This window comes from Paenibacillus sp. FSL L8-0158 (assembly GCF_038592965.1).
Taxonomy (GTDB): domain Bacteria; phylum Bacillota; class Bacilli; order Paenibacillales; family Paenibacillaceae; genus Paenibacillus; species Paenibacillus polymyxa_D.
Window position 1 is genome coordinate 1692906 of the sequence record NZ_CP151949.1, and the last position, 14631, is coordinate 1707536.

Genomic DNA, 14631 nt, shown 5'->3' on the forward strand with positions numbered 1-14631 from the left:
CAGAAAACAAAAAAACAGACCGTTTCATCGGGTCTGTTTTTTTATTTAATTCCAAGCTGACAGATTATAATAGTGATCTAAGTTCACGTCGGTATTTGTTCAAATGCACGAATGACGGAATGACTCGCTTGGCGGAACGGAAGCCGCCTATTCTGATATTGCGGACCACATGATAGGGAGAGATCAATAGTGCGTGAAGCAGATGCAAATCATGGGTGCTCAATGGACGATATCGTTGATAGTAATCTATCGCGCGCAGCATCTTTGTACCATTCCAAAGACAATTCCGATGAAGAAGATGGGAGAGATCTTTCATCCTTACATGCAGGGAGCAATTTTCAAAGTCGATCAAATGGATTTTGAGCTGTTTGTCTTTAATCAGATTGGGATAATTATAGTCGCCGTGTATAAATGCGGCGGCTTTTTGCTCCTGAGCAATTGCTTCTCTAACTTTGGGCTGCTGTAGGCGATGGGACACTTCTTCACAAAGAGCTACGAGATGTGCTGTGCCTCTGTATGGGATGAGGCGTTTTTTGTATCCAGCTATTTCATCGCTCAAGCCTTCATAACGGATTCTGGATGACGGAGCTTCAGTGATAGGAAAGCCCACGGCACTGGAATGGAATTTGGCTAAAGTAGCAATTCCCTTTTTGAAGTCTATTCTTTTTGTGAATTCTGGTCTGAGTCCATGAACCCAATTGGTTAATGTATACGAAACACCTTCATAGGACATGTAAGCCGTTTGTTGTACTGTTGGATAGACCTTTTGGCTGCGTGTAAACCCGCGCTCATCCAGGTAGGACAAGACACGTGTAATAAAACGGATCTCTTCTTCCGGAAATTTGTAGGGTTTTAAGCAATAGGTCGTATTAGCGGTCTCAATCTTGTGGATGTCCTTCATTTGACGGGTACGCTGAATTTTGATTCCATACATCTGCTCAACGTTCGATAAAATCGACATTTTGCTCCTCACTTTCTTTTATACATGAGCCCACTCCTGCAAAATATGGATGATTTGTAATCGAAGAGGCCACGACTGATCCCAATTGTCCAGGATTTCACGATCTCTTGAACGGTTCGGGTGTCGGGAAGCATGCCAGGCTTCTCGTGGTAGTTTATATAAAGCTGTAACAATCTTCCGTTCAGTTCGGCTTAGTGGCTTGCGCTTTTGGTATCCCTTCAGCAAGGATTGCACAAATTCAGGATTGAATTGAGTCGTATTCATAAGGGCCTTTGCCAAATCAGCATAGACTGAGCCGATCTTAACCCGATCCCAATCAATGATTTTGAGATGACCATCATCCGAAATAATGACATTTGGGGTAGTGATATCACTGTGTATCAAGGAGGGGTGCCGATGTTCCATCCGAAGCAGCCTTATGATGGATGCATCCTGCAAATCCTTCCATGCTCGCCTGGATAAACGTTTGCAGTTTTCGCCGTGAGCATTGTACCAGTTGCGGTACGTTTTATCATGGCGACTGTTTTTTATCATTTTTCTTTGAAAAAGACGATCCTGGTTTTTCCATATCCGCAATTGTTGAATGGTCGGAGGGGACTTTCCTTTATCCATCCGATGCAAGCTGGTGGAGGTGGTGTGAAGTGTGGCAAGTGCCCGCCCCAGTTTTTCGAAATCTTCAGCGGTCTCCAGTCCCCGTCCTTTGATCCACTGGCTTACATAAAATGGCGTTCCTTGATATAGAGTCCATAACTTGCCGGAATGAATGGGAAGCCATGCGGGCATGTACGTATACTTTCTCTTTTTCAAAAGCCTTATATGGCTCGCAGCTCGTTCCATCTGTTGAATCGTATTTGAACGGACCATCTTTGTACGACTAAAGGGCTTTAATGCATAAGTTCCCTTTTTCGTTTTCACCTGGATCACTGCATTTTTTCGGTATAATGATGAGACTAAGCTTGATTTTAATGGAATCAGGCCGAAACGACGGGTGATTTTGCGAATCTGTGCTTTAGTATAGGATTTCGCCATAAGAACCTCACTTGACTTTGGATTGAAGAACAAGGTAATCCTCTGTTAGTTATCAGTCTATTCATGAAGAAATAATAGGTGCAGTTTTATGGAGCCATCTTCGTTCTTTTCCTGTGTCACATGGGTCAAAAAAACGGAGCAGCGAAAGTTCGCTGCTCCGTTTTAATTAACTCTGTATTTAGTTACCCTGATTATGACCTGGGTGATTAATATTCGTTGTCATCATCATCTTCGTCTGTATCCACGATTGCGCCAGATGATGCATGGATTTCAAGCTCAACGGTTCCCTCGTTGGTGAGTACCTTTACCTCGTAGATGAACTGTCCATCTTCCTTATCCAATTTAGAAGACAAAAGGGTACTCCCGGGTACGTGCTTAAGCGCAATTTGTCCAGCCTGCTTTTCAGTCAGGGTGATGTGATTTGGCTTGTTAAGGATGGACTCGTCATTCGAGTCATGATCAAGCTCAGAATGGGAACGGATGGTTTTCCCAGTATAAGCATCAACATCTATATCCCAATCTTTATCCCCTTGTTGGAGATCTACCTCATAGTAGACTTTTCCGTTCTTGCGCTCCAGTTCGACATCTTCAACTTGTGCATTATTCCCCACAGCTTTCTTGGCAATGTTGGCAGCGGCGGTCGCTCCAATAAGGCCCGTAGGTTTAGCGGCCCATACGGCATTCGCTGAGACACCCGTAACCGTAACTCCAAGCAGAACCGTGGCTGCCATGATTCCTAATGTATAATTTTTTTTCATTACATCATTCCTCCTTGTGCTATAAGCATGAATACAGCTTATCTCTTGAACATGAGAGGAACATAATAGAATCATGAGAAAACCATGAGAAAACATGAGCTGAGATGAACATCAAATGGTCATGATTCGTCGTGCTTCTGTTTTTCTTTTTCCCAAGTTATAGAGTCGATAGATCCCGATACTGCATTGACCTGAACTACTGCTTCACGCCCATCTTTTACCTCAACCTCAACCAGATAGTAGAGGCCTTTGTCGTTGCGATGAAGCTCAATATCATCGGATGTTCCGTTAACTGCTTGGGCAGCAAGCTTGGCTGCTTCTTTCTCCGTAATGACGAGAGAAGCTGGGTCAGGTTTATTAGTTGGATTCGATGTGTCTCTGGTTGGTGAGGTACCGGGCTTATGGTCCTGGGGCTCCTGCTTCGCATCTGTATAAGCCTGTGTCCGCTTAATGGATTCGATGACACCGTTATAGGCATTGGCCTTTATGTCGTACTTGCCTTTAGCGTGTTCCAGCTTGATCAGATAAAAATCACCCGAGCGTTGAGATTCAAGCACCTCGCCGGGATACTGCTGCAAAATGGATTGGATGACGGCCTTTTCTTCCAATGGAGAAGCTGCTAACGACCGTGCCCAAGGCCACTGTAAAAGACAAATGGTGATCAATACAGCCGTCAGCGTACCTCCAATCATCCACACATAGATGGCTTTCATCGTTATTTCCTCCTTTGGCTTATTATTTTGGAACGGCAGGGAGGATGATCGTTGCAGTTGTTCCGCTTCCCTCTACACTTTCTAGCCTAATTTGAGCATGTATAGCTTGTGCAATTCCTGTAGCCAATGATAAGCCTAGCCCAGCCCCACCTTCCTCGCGGCTTCTGGCTTCATCCACACGATAGAAGCGGTCGAATACTTTAGATAACTTTTCTTCCGGGATTCCAATTCCTTGATCTGTGATTCTTATGCAGGGTTGAGTTGTACCGTCCACGGTATCAATCATCAGGTATATCGGCTCGTCACTGTATTTGAGTGCATTATCCAAAAAGATAAATAGGAGCTGTTTCAGCTTATTTTCATCGGTATAGCCAATGCATTCTGCCTGAACATCCAGTTGAATTTGTCGGGCGAAAGCATTTTCAAATGTAGCTTTTAATTCTGTCGCTATGCTGGTCAGGCGTACAGGCTCCAGCACGACATTCCATTGTTCTTCGTTTCTGGCCAACAGAAGAAGCTGCTCGGTCATGTCCTTCATTCGAATCGCCTCGGAATGGATCGCTTCAACGGATTCGGCGAAAATGTTGGGATAATGCAACCCCCGCCGTTTGAGCAGGCTAGCATAACTTTCAATAATAGTGAGCGGTGTCTTTAATTCATGGGACGCATTAGATACAAATTGTTCTTGCCTGACGAAATTCCGCTCCAGTAGTTCAATCATGTCGTTAAATGTTTCCCCCATTTCGACCAGCTCGTCGCGTGATGATGAATTGAGCGGAAGACGTTTAAATTTCCCGCTGCGCTGAATTTCTTTCATCGTGCTAATCATAGATGTAATGGGACGTGTGATCAGTCTGCCGAGCAGTCTTCCCGATACCACGACAGGAATGAGCGCAATTCCAGTGACAGCAACAAGTACGATTCTGAGTACCTGTAGCGTCTGCATCGTTGGTTGCAGACTTTCGGTCACCTGGAGATTGACAACCTCGCCATTGGTCCAAATCATGGGGAGCGATACAAGAATGTAACGGTTACTTTGATAGGTAATCATGCGAACCTGCCGTGTTTCATCAAAAACGCCCTTCATCAAGCTAAGAGATTGCTCAGAAGAAGAGGTGATAGGAGGAAGAAAGTCGCCTTCTGGTTTCATCAGCCGAAGCATGCCATCCAGCGGTACATAGGCTCGGAGAAGATCCTCAGCGGCTATGGATACCGGAGCACGTTGAATCCCACGAATCATGTTCTCTGCTGCGGCCTCTACCTGGTCCTTTCGACTGTCTATCGAAAGTTGGCTGAATAGGAAATAGACTGAGAAATGAATGGCCACAAGTAAAACCCCGAATAATAACGAGGTATACGTATGAATTTTGTTTTGTAGCTTCATAAGGATTCCTTCAGAACATAACCAATTCCGCGTACAGTATGGATCAGCTCAGGGAGCTGGCGCGTAGGGTCAATTTTATTGCGTACGTAGCGAATATACACATCGACCACATTGGTATCACCCATATAATCTATGCCCCATACATTTTCCAGTAATTGTTCACGGCTAAGTACCTGCCGCTGGTGTCTAAGTAAATGAACGAGCAAGTCAAATTCTCGCGGTGTAAGCTCAATGTTGTGCTCTCCTCGAAGAACTTCACGAGTACCTTCATGGAGACGTAAATCCCCGGCACTAAGCCATTGATCCACCACTTGTGGAGCCATGTCTTTCGTTGCACCCACTCTAAGCGCGGCTCGTACACGTGCAAGCAGCTCTTCGATCACAAACGGTTTGGTAACATAATCATTGGCTCCCAAATCGAGTCCCTCGACCTTATCTGCAATGGAACTTTTAGCCGTCAGCAAAATGACAGGAACGTTCGCATCATGTTTACGAATCCTCCGAAGTAGCTCGATGCCATTGAGACCGGGAATCATAATATCCAGCAATACTAGATCCCAATTGCCTTTGCAAAACGTCTCCAACCCATCAATTCCGTTTTTTTCTTTACATACTTGATAGCCTTCAAATTGAAGCTCGATCTCTAGAAGCCGGGCAATCTTCTCTTCGTCTTCTACGATCAAAATAGATTGTTTCATGATCATGCCCTCCTGTAGGCGAATAGCCGATACGGAAGTATTTTAGCATATACGGACAGGTAAGACACTTCAAAGCGCAAGGCAGTAAGGGAAGAGATGTTTATACTGCGTCATATTTCCTTGACATTAAAAAGAGACAAAGTCTAGTGATGGCGCGAGGAAAGTTGCAGTAACATAAGTTCAGGCCGCGGGCTTGCCCTTTGTCGCCAGGAGCGTAAAATAAAATGAAGCGAAAGCAGGGAGGGTGTCTCATATTGAGTTCCGTTCAAATCGGGCGATATTATTTCTGCCGACTCTTAGCCGAATGATCACCAGAACATGCCTGGCTCTGATCAGGAAATGTCCTGGAGTGATACGCTGAAAAACTGGTCGACTGAAAAGGCCCGGGGTACCGCCGATTATTATTTAGGCATCGGAAGTGCCAAAAAGTTATGGGAGCTGCTGCAAAGCTGCAATGAAGCACGTCGTGCCATTACTGTAGCTCAGCGCAGCGGCTGTATCCTGATCAACGTGTATGCAAATACGCGATATAGAGATGCACTATATGCTTGGAGAAGCAATGGACAAAGAGGAGTTTTCAAATGTATTTGAACGCAAGCTGAGGAGACTTCAGCAATATGATCGCTCACATGGCAGTGACTTACTCAAAACGTTATTTTATTATTTGGAAACAGGGGCAGTCTGGTAGATACAGCCAATTATCTTTTTATACATCGTAACTCAGTAAAATACAGATTGGAACGGATACGCGACATGACAGATTTTGATTTTAACGATCCACGTGAGCAGTTTATATGTCGTACAAGTCTGATTCATTATTATTTGCGGGAACATAGGTAGCTGGAGCGTTTTTTAATGCTGGGAGGGTAGGACATGGATAAAAAAATACTAATAGCGGACGATGAGGCGAGCATTCGAAATGCGCTGGCTTATGCGCTAAAGCGAGAGGGTTTTTTGGTGGAAACCGCCGTCGACGGGGAGGACGCCTTGGAAAAAGTACGTTTGTTCCATCCGGATGTGCTCATACTGGATGTGATGATGCCCAAACTGGGTGGATATGAGGTGTGCCGCCGTTTGGAAAATCGGAAAGGCATCGGTATTTTACTGCTGACGGCCAAAAACGATATCGTTGATAAGGTACTTGGACTGGAGCTGGGTGCGGACGATTTTATGAGCAAACCGTTTGATCTGAGGGAGCTGCTCGCTCGTATTAAAGCATTGGTACGGAGACTGGAGCGAGAAGGAGCACCTGCTCCGGAAGGAACAGAAGTGGTACTCGGCCCATTACGGGTACGTCCGTCCAGCCGAACGGCTGAACTTGGAGCCATAGCGCTGGATCTGACCCCCAAGGAGTTTGATGTGCTGGCGCTGTTGGTGTCTCATGCCGGAAGGGTGTATACACGGGACGAGCTGCTGGAGCAGGTATGGAGCTTCGATTATGTGGGCGGAACGCGTACGGTGGATATTCATATTCAGCGTTTGCGCAAGAAGCTTGAGCCACATCAGGCGATATTGCAGACCGTGTATGGTATCGGCTATAAGGCAGAGAAAATGACGTGAACGAACATCATTCACTCCATCAGCAAGGAAGCTTGTGGTCCACCGACCAACAGAAGCGCAAACGCAAACCTACAGGCTTGAGTCTGCGTTGGAAATTTCCGCTGGTACTGGCGGCTTTGCTGCTGTTTACTGTCGGTGTGCTGAGCTGGCTCGTGCTTACTGGTATTCGCGCTAACCAGACAGATCAAATGGAACGCAGCTTAAAGCGTCAGGCCGAAATTGTAGAAATGCGTGTAAAACAGTCTTACCTGTTGGGAGTGCGCCAATCACCGGAAGACTTTATGAAGAAGCAGGCACCTGGGCTCGCAGTGGAACTGGGCGTATCCAGTAATATGCGTGTTATTTTATATGATGGTCAGGGGCATGAGGTTGGCAATTCTCTACCGCTGGCTTTTAGAACAGATGTCAGCCAGGCGCTCTCCTATGCGATCCAAGGCAAAATTGCGTATATTACGGAAGGAAGCGCAATCACTTATTTGGCTCCGCTTCAAGGTCCGGACGGCTTACTGGGAGTGGTACAGCTTCACAGCTCAACAGAAGCGCAGCAGCAGTTCTACCGGACCATTGCCCACTTGTTTCTATGGACGGGGGGGGCGGTGCTGGTATTGAGCTTTATATTGGGTTTAGGCTATGTCAGCCGCCAGACGAGGGACATCGGACGATTGACTCGCGCTTCCGAACAGATATCGGCAGGGCATTATCCGGAATCTAGACTGCTGCGGCGGCAGGATGAGCTGGGAAGACTGGATGAAGGAATGCTCCAGATGAGCCATGTGATCCAGGAGAGCATTACCGCGCTGGAAAACGAAAAGCTTCGGCTGGAAGAAGCGGTTCAGCGTTTGAGAGAGCTAGAGCAGCAGCAAAAATCTTTTATTGGAAATATCAGTCATGAACTAAAGACCCCGTTAACCTCTATTCAAGCTTATGCTGATTTACTGGATATGTATGGGGATGATCCTGAACTGATGCGTGAAGCGAGAGAAAGCATCAGTAAGGAAACAAAACGGTTGTACGAGCTTGTCGAGGACTCGCTGCGGCTATCTGTGCTGGATAAATATGATTTTGAATTGCATACGGAGGCTGTGGAATTGCATTCGTTACTGGAAGATGCAGGGAGCCGTATTCGAGGAAAAGCAGCAGCGCGTAGACTGAATTTTTCGATAGAAACCGTTCCTGCCAAGGTGTGGGGAGATCCTAAGCATCTGATGCATATTGTACTGAATTTACTGGATAATGCAGTAAAGTACAATCGGGACGGTGGATGGGTTATGTTATCGAATCGGGTAGAACAGGACACTGTGATTGTGTATATACGTAATTCCGGTCCATGGATTCCTAGGGAGCAATGGGACATGATTTTTGAGCCGTTCGCTACCTTAAGTCGTGATCGATCTCGTCAGGACAGCGGTACGGGACTTGGTCTTCCTCTGGCGCGCAGACTGGCGGAGCGTATGGGGGGAGAGTTGCAGCTTACAGCTTCAGATCATAGTGGGTTGGAAAATGGAAACGGCCATACGAATGTAAGTGGTAATGAATTTTCGCTTAGACTTCCCCTCTTGGTTCACGATAGCTCCCTGTAAATGGCCGATTGTTAGCACAGGGCTAGAATGGTGTCTTGTTTACAAATTGGAAACAATTCGATGTATTCATGAGATGTTCGGGCATTAAACTGGGGGTATCGTTAACAAGGAGGCCGTTGTACATGATAAAGAAAAACATAGACAGCTATGGGCAAAAGAACGGCTCCTCTCATCGCGAAGATTCCCGTACAAGAATTTTTAGACAGAAAGCCACGGGTCTGCTTATGACTGGCTTAATCGCCGGGGGATTGCTCAGCGGTTGCGGCATGAAGAGCGCAGGAGAGACAAATCCAGCATTCGGTATGAAACCGGGCCAACAGCTTACTGTGATTGACACGGATGCAGCCCAGAAGCAAGTAACGGACGAGCTGGTGGTATCGTCTATCGACAGGCTGGGGGATGTCTACGCGAGGTCTTGGCTGAGCGACGAAGAGCTGATTGTGGAGCGTAAAACCCAGCTGTGGATTCATAATGTAGAGACAGACAAGGAGCGGATTTTAACACCAGGTCGTAAGGCTCCACAGTTACTTGCTGTGGTATCACCGGATCAGCGCCATGTCTTTTTTACTGAAGGTAGCACCAGCAACAAATATGATATTCAAGGCTACATTTTGGAACTAAGCAGTGGTAAGCTTACATCGATTGGCAAGCTGGATATGACTAATGAAGTGAGTTGGAGCGATGAGAATCATCTCATTACAGGCACACCGGATGGTAAAATCCAGCTGATTGGTCTCGACGGCAAAGCTGAAGAATTGAATTTTCAAGATCCGAATCGCTCTGAATTGATGTCTCATGTTGAAAAAGTGGGTAACGCCATATTTTATACAGGCAGTGATAAACAAGGGTATCCAGTGCTGAATCGGTTCACCCTTAATCATCCTCAGGCTGTGACCATTGCAGAGGGTGCCATGTCCTTTGCCGTGTCGCCTGACGGTAAGTCTATCGCCATTGAAAAGCGGAAATGGAATACATCCGAACCAGCCCGTATGATCATTTTGGATGAACAGGGCAAAGAGAAAGGAATTGTCGGTCAAGGTACTTTAATGAGCCGTGGAAGCTGGTCCAGCGACGGGTCCAAGCTTGCTTTTTCCATCTATGATGAGGATCAGCAAGGCATGAGAGGGCTGTATGTATTTGACCAGTCCACGGGTAAAACCACTCCGGTTACGACCAATATCCAATCCTATGACAGCCCAACGGTATGGAGCCCATCCGCCCGGTTTTTATCCATGTACCAGAATATTTCGGAAGGTGGAAAACAGCTCAATCAAAGCTATATCGTCGAATTTAAGGAAAAGTAGTAAAAGGCGCATATCCGTATGTTCGGAATGCGCCTTTTTAAATGTAGGCTGGCTATTGATTTTATATGACTATACAAACTTGCGATGATGCTTCTTACCGTCATATGAGAATAAGGCGAGCTTACCCTCAATCATCGTTTCCAAATGAACGGTGCGCCCCCACAGCTGATATACATACGGAAGCGTGCGCTCCATATATTTTAAATCCAACTCAATGCCTTCGTACTGGTGCTTGAGCTTCAACTCGCCTGTATGCAGGTAATCTCCATCCTCGACGACGATATAAGGGGAGCCTCCATTCACACGTGAAAACACGAGCTGATCCCGTATGTTTTCCCAGGATTTATCGGTAATTTTCCAATCGGGTCCCCGTTTCTCAAACACGTACAGATCCAAATCCTCTGTCAGCTTCTTGGTCATGTAATTGCGTATAAAAGAGGTGTCTGAGTCGAACTCTCGTACCTCGAACATTTTAGCGCGTCCTTCGCCCGGTTTGCGTCCTTGTCGCTCTTGCTCCTCACGGGTTGGATTATCCCATCTTTTTTCAATATCCTCGAATATTTTCAGTCCCAAATAGTACGGGTTCAGGCTTTGCTTGGAAGGCTGTACGACGGAAGCGTTCAGCATCGCAAATTCAACGGTTTCCTCTCCGGTCAAATCCAGTTCCCTGACAATCCGCTGGTGCCAATAGGAGGCCCAGCCTTCATTCATGATTTTGGTCTCCATTTGGGGCCAGAAATACAGCATTTCGTCTCGCAGCATCGTCATGATGTCCCGCTGCCAGTCCTCCAGCACTTCCGAGAATTCCTGAATAAACCAGACGATATCTTTTTCAGGTTCCGGTGGGAACTGGCGTACCTTAATACCCTCGGTTTCGGCCGAATCATGCTGCTTTACTGTGTCCAGTGACCACAGATCATCGTAAGGTCCGATGGGACGCTGGTGTTTTTTGGGTTCTTTTTGCTCCTTGATTTTGAGTTCCATATAGCGCTGTTTATCCAGATGCCTTGGTTTGATGAGCTGTGGGTCTACATGTTCTTGTATCGCCAATACAGAGTCAATGAAGGATTCCACAGTCTTTGAACCATATTCCATTTCATAGCTGTTGATTCGATCTGCTGTGGCCGACATACTCTCCACCATATTGCGATTAGAAGCTGAAAAGCGGGCGTTGTGTTTGAAAAAATCACAGTGTGCCAGTACATGAGCGACAATTAGTTTATTTTGCACCAAAGAATTTCCTTCCAGCAGGAAGGCATAGCAGGGATTGGAGTTAATGACCAGCTCATAGATTTTGCTCAATCCAAAATCGTACTGCATTTTCATCTTGTGAAACGTTTTTCCAAAACTCCAGTGGCTGAAGCGCGTGGGCATACCATAGGCTCCGAACGTGTATACAATATCCGCCGGACAAATCTCATACCGCATCGGGTAGTAGTCGAGCCCGAATCCATCTGCAATCTCCATAATTTCTGATATCGCATATTCTAGCTCCTTCTGGTCGGTGCTCATCCCACCGTTCCTCCTTCCCGTTTGCGAAAAAAGGTACGTAAGGCTTGGTATACCTCACCTTTTTCCTTGATGACATAATACATAAACTGATCCTTTTTAATATTCTTGTAGGCTGACATCAGCGTGCTGCTGCGATTATATTGATTCACTTCTCCATAGCCGAACATATTGCTCCGCTTTATAAGTTCCTCGATTAGCTTCACGCACCGCTCATTGTCCGAGGTCAGGTTATCGCCATCCGAGAAATGGAAGGGATAAATATTGTAGCTGGAAGGAGGATATCGTTTGTCGATAATCTCTAGTGCTTTCAAATAAGCGGAAGAGCAGATCGTGCCGCCACTTTCTCCGCGGGTAAAAAATTCTTCTTCCGTAACCTCTTTAGCCTCGGTATGATGCGCGAGAAAGACAATTTCCACCTTTTCATACTGACGGCGCAAAAAGCGGGTCATCCAGAAAAAGAAGCTGCGAGCACAATATTTTTCAAAAGCGCCCATTGAGCCCGATGTGTCCATCATGGCTATAATCACCGCGTTGGATTGGGGAATGGTCTTCTCTTCCCATGTCTTGTAGCGAAGATCGTCTGGACTAATATGATGAATGCCTGGTTTCCCCTCACGGGCGTTGCGGCGCAGATTTTCGAGAATGGTTCGTTTCTTGTCAATGTTCGCTTGCATGCCTTTTTTACGTATATCATTGAACACGATAGATTCAACCTCAATTTGATCCTTGTCTTTTTGCTGTAAATTCGGCAATTCCATTTCCTCAAACAGCATATCTTCCAGTTCTTCTATGCTGACTTCCGTTTCCATAATATCGTGTCCCGGCTGGTCGCCGGCTTTCTCACCTTTACCAGGCTTCTGGGAGGCAGGATCACGTCCGATGACATCTCCCACCTGACTATCTCCATCCCCTTGGCCTACATGTTTTTGCTTTTGATAGTTATAAATGAAGCGATATTCATCCAGACTGCGAATCGGCACTTTAATAATCTGTTGACCGTCCGACATAATAATATTTTCTTCCGTAATCAGATCGGGTAGATTTTGCTTAATGACATCTTTGACCTTCTGCTGATGACGTTGCTGGTCCTGGTACCCTTTGCGATGCAGCGACCAATCTTCGCGGGATACGACGAATGAATATGGTTGGCGTGGTTCCGGCATTATTAGGCACCCCCCAAGTGGATACACGGCACAGTTTGGCCTTGTTGGTTATTAAGTATATTCACGGGGATGAACGATATGTGATGGAACTCGATTTAAATTCTGCCCGTTTGCTTTTATAATGAAAGTAAAAAATGTAAAAAAAGAATGGAGAACCTTGGGTTATGGAAGAAATTGCAGTACTTATAGTAGACGATGAGCAGGGATTGCGGGATATGCTGACAACGGTGTTAAAAAAAGAAGGGTTCTTTCAAGTCAGGCATGCTGCAACGGGTCGGGAAGCGCTGCAAGTCGTGATGGAATCTCATATAGATGTGATTGTACTTGATGTCATGCTGCCTGATAACGATGGGTTTGAGATATGTCGTCAAATGCGACTATATACCGATGCCCCTATTCTTTTTTTGACGGCAAGAGATACAGACCTAGACAAATTAATGGGGTTCGGTATCGGAGGAGACGACTATATTACCAAACCGTTTAACCCGCTGGAAGTCGTTGCCCGTATGAAGGCTCGAATGAAATATCGGAAAGTTTCGACAGTGTCCATGAAACCGACCTTACGCACTTTAGATTTTGGATATTTTCGACTGGAACTGGAATCCGGTGTGTTGTATGTGGAGGACAAGCAGATCGAGTGTCCGGCACGTGAATGGCTACTGCTGGTATTTTTGTGCAAGCACCCTAACCGTATTTTCAGTGTCCGGCAGCTTTACGAGGCGATATGGAGTGAGGCCTTCTTGGGTGATGAGAAGACTGTAGTGATTCATATCTCCCGTTTGCGGAAAAAAATTGAACCTGATCCCAAGCACCCGCATTTTTTAATCAATGTAAGAGGGCTTGGTTATAAAATGATGTCAGTCAAGATGGAGGAGCAAGGATGAACTCTCTGGTTAAGATGTCCTTTCGTTTTATGAAAGTAACGTTATGCTTTGTACTGGCCTATGTCCTATGTTTTGTTATTTGCACGATCTTATATATTTTTATAAAAAGTATATTTGGAGCATCTCAAAATATAAATATTGATCTCTTCTGGGCAGGACTTGGTATCGTGCAGAGTGTTGTGTTCATAGTTGCTTACGGATGGTATATAGGCAAACCTTTGGTGTATGTAATCAAATGGATTGGAAATATAGCAACGGGGGAATTCCAGGCACCGCTAAGTGAACTAGAACTACCGGAGGGCAAAAAAAGTCAGAAAAATAGTTATAAACCTCCGTATCAATTGTATAAAGAAGTTTTTGAACAAATGAATATCTTATCGGCTCAATTGCGCAGCAATGAGGAAGAGAGAGTGGAAATAGAGAAACGAAAACAGCAGTGGGTAGCAGGTGTAAGCCATGATCTTAAAACACCATTATCTTATATTGAAGGATATGCGGCCATGCTAACTGCTCAAGAGTATGACTGGTCTGATGAAGAAAGAAGAAGCTTTAGTACGAGTATCAGTGAGAAAGTGACTGAAATGAAGCAGTTGATTCAGGATTTGAATGCTTCTATGCAGCTTAAGGAACGTCCACTGCCTATCCAATTAGAGAAGGAGGACATTGTGGAGTTTCTCCGTAGTGCGGTCATAGATATCGCTAACCATCCTTCGGCTGAGCAATATGAATTTTCTTTTACGGCAATGGACGCGGCATGTATTATGCCCTTCGATAGCAAATTATTAGGCAGAGCGCTGCAGAATTTTTTAATTAATGCAATCATTCATAATCCTCCAGGTACACATATTTCCATGGAAGTAAGTAAAGCGAACGATAAGCTTCATATTTCTATCGAAGACGACGGAATAGGAATGAATTCCAATAAGTTCATGCAGGTATCTCACTCCCAAGGGCATGGAATACCTATTGCCAAAAACTTTATTGAGGCGCATAACGGAACGCTTCGTATCCTACCAGGCAGTAAAGCGGGTACAAGGATGGAGATTTCACTGCCGCTAAACATCTAATTTTTTAACATCTAACCT

The 14631-nt window shown here is 45.5% G+C and carries 15 protein-coding genes; 7 read left to right on the plus strand and 8 right to left on the minus strand.

Going from position 1 to position 14631, the window contains the following annotated elements; genetic code table 11:
- Positions 1-64 precede the first annotated feature (64 nt).
- The 6 genes from NSQ68_RS07690 to NSQ68_RS07715 form a co-directional block, all read right to left on the minus strand.
- Complete coding sequence (locus NSQ68_RS07690; protein ID WP_342428475.1) at positions 65-961, minus strand: aminoglycoside phosphotransferase family protein; 897 nt, start codon at positions 959-961, stop codon at positions 65-67.
- An 18-nt stretch (positions 962-979) separates the two neighbouring features.
- Positions 980-1990, minus strand: a complete 1011-nt coding sequence (locus tag NSQ68_RS07695) for an aminoglycoside phosphotransferase family protein (RefSeq protein WP_307349017.1) — start codon at positions 1988-1990, stop codon at positions 980-982.
- A gap of 206 nt (positions 1991-2196) precedes the next feature.
- The gene (locus NSQ68_RS07700; RefSeq protein WP_342428476.1) at positions 2197-2748 is read right to left on the minus strand and encodes a PepSY domain-containing protein; all 552 of its coding nucleotides are present in this window, start codon (positions 2746-2748) and stop codon (positions 2197-2199) included.
- Between the two features lie 119 nt (positions 2749-2867).
- Positions 2868-3461 (minus strand): PepSY domain-containing protein, encoded by a 594-nt coding sequence (locus NSQ68_RS07705; RefSeq protein WP_307349022.1) that lies wholly within the window; start codon positions 3459-3461, stop codon positions 2868-2870.
- Positions 3462-3483: 22 nt separating this feature from the next.
- Positions 3484-4845, minus strand: coding sequence for a HAMP domain-containing sensor histidine kinase (locus NSQ68_RS07710; RefSeq protein ID WP_307349024.1), 1362 nt, complete (start codon positions 4843-4845; stop codon positions 3484-3486).
- Positions 4842-5543 carry a response regulator transcription factor gene (locus NSQ68_RS07715; RefSeq protein ID WP_342428477.1) on the minus strand — a complete coding sequence of 234 codons (702 nt, stop codon included), beginning with the start codon at positions 5541-5543 and terminating at the stop codon, positions 4842-4844. Before NSQ68_RS07715 ends, NSQ68_RS07710 begins: the two co-directional genes overlap by 4 nt.
- A gap of 318 nt (positions 5544-5861) precedes the next feature.
- Between NSQ68_RS07715 and NSQ68_RS07720 the strand changes: the two genes are divergently transcribed.
- The 5 genes from NSQ68_RS07720 to NSQ68_RS07740 all read left to right on the plus strand — a co-directional run bounded on the left by NSQ68_RS07720 (position 5862) and on the right by NSQ68_RS07740 (position 9987).
- Positions 5862-6134: a hypothetical protein gene (locus NSQ68_RS07720; protein WP_342428478.1), complete on the plus strand. Its 273-nt coding sequence runs from the start codon at positions 5862-5864 to the stop codon at positions 6132-6134.
- Positions 6135-6251: 117 nt separating this feature from the next.
- The gene (locus tag NSQ68_RS07725) at positions 6252-6383 is read left to right on the plus strand and encodes a helix-turn-helix domain-containing protein (protein ID WP_342429092.1); all 132 of its coding nucleotides are present in this window, start codon (positions 6252-6254) and stop codon (positions 6381-6383) included.
- 33 nt (positions 6384-6416) lie between these two features.
- On the plus strand, positions 6417-7103 hold the full coding sequence (locus NSQ68_RS07730; RefSeq protein ID WP_342428479.1) for a response regulator transcription factor: 687 nt from the start codon (positions 6417-6419) through the stop codon (positions 7101-7103).
- On the plus strand, positions 7100-8683 hold the full coding sequence (locus NSQ68_RS07735; protein WP_342428480.1) for a HAMP domain-containing sensor histidine kinase: 1584 nt from the start codon (positions 7100-7102) through the stop codon (positions 8681-8683). Before NSQ68_RS07730 ends, NSQ68_RS07735 begins: the two co-directional genes overlap by 4 nt.
- Before the next feature lie 122 nt (positions 8684-8805).
- Complete coding sequence (locus NSQ68_RS07740; protein WP_342428481.1) at positions 8806-9987, plus strand: WD40 repeat domain-containing protein; 1182 nt, start codon at positions 8806-8808, stop codon at positions 9985-9987.
- Between the two features lie 69 nt (positions 9988-10056).
- Here NSQ68_RS07740 and NSQ68_RS07745 read toward each other — a convergent pair whose 3' ends face one another.
- Both NSQ68_RS07745 and yhbH read right to left on the minus strand, forming a co-directional pair.
- Positions 10057-11499 carry a SpoVR family protein gene (locus NSQ68_RS07745; RefSeq protein ID WP_069012807.1) on the minus strand — a complete coding sequence of 481 codons (1443 nt, stop codon included), beginning with the start codon at positions 11497-11499 and terminating at the stop codon, positions 10057-10059.
- Positions 11496-12662, minus strand: a complete 1167-nt coding sequence (yhbH, locus tag NSQ68_RS07750; RefSeq protein ID WP_307349046.1) for a sporulation protein YhbH — start codon at positions 12660-12662, stop codon at positions 11496-11498. The genes NSQ68_RS07745 and yhbH overlap by 4 nt, the downstream gene beginning before the upstream one ends.
- Positions 12663-12826: 164 nt before the next feature.
- Between yhbH and NSQ68_RS07755 the strand changes: the two genes are divergently transcribed.
- Together NSQ68_RS07755 and NSQ68_RS07760 are read left to right on the plus strand one after the other, a co-directional pair.
- On the plus strand, positions 12827-13546 hold the full coding sequence (locus NSQ68_RS07755; RefSeq protein WP_342428482.1) for a response regulator transcription factor: 720 nt from the start codon (positions 12827-12829) through the stop codon (positions 13544-13546).
- Positions 13543-14613 (plus strand): HAMP domain-containing sensor histidine kinase, encoded by a 1071-nt coding sequence (locus NSQ68_RS07760; protein ID WP_342428483.1) that lies wholly within the window; start codon positions 13543-13545, stop codon positions 14611-14613. Before NSQ68_RS07755 ends, NSQ68_RS07760 begins: the two co-directional genes overlap by 4 nt.
- Positions 14614-14631 lie beyond the last annotated feature (18 nt).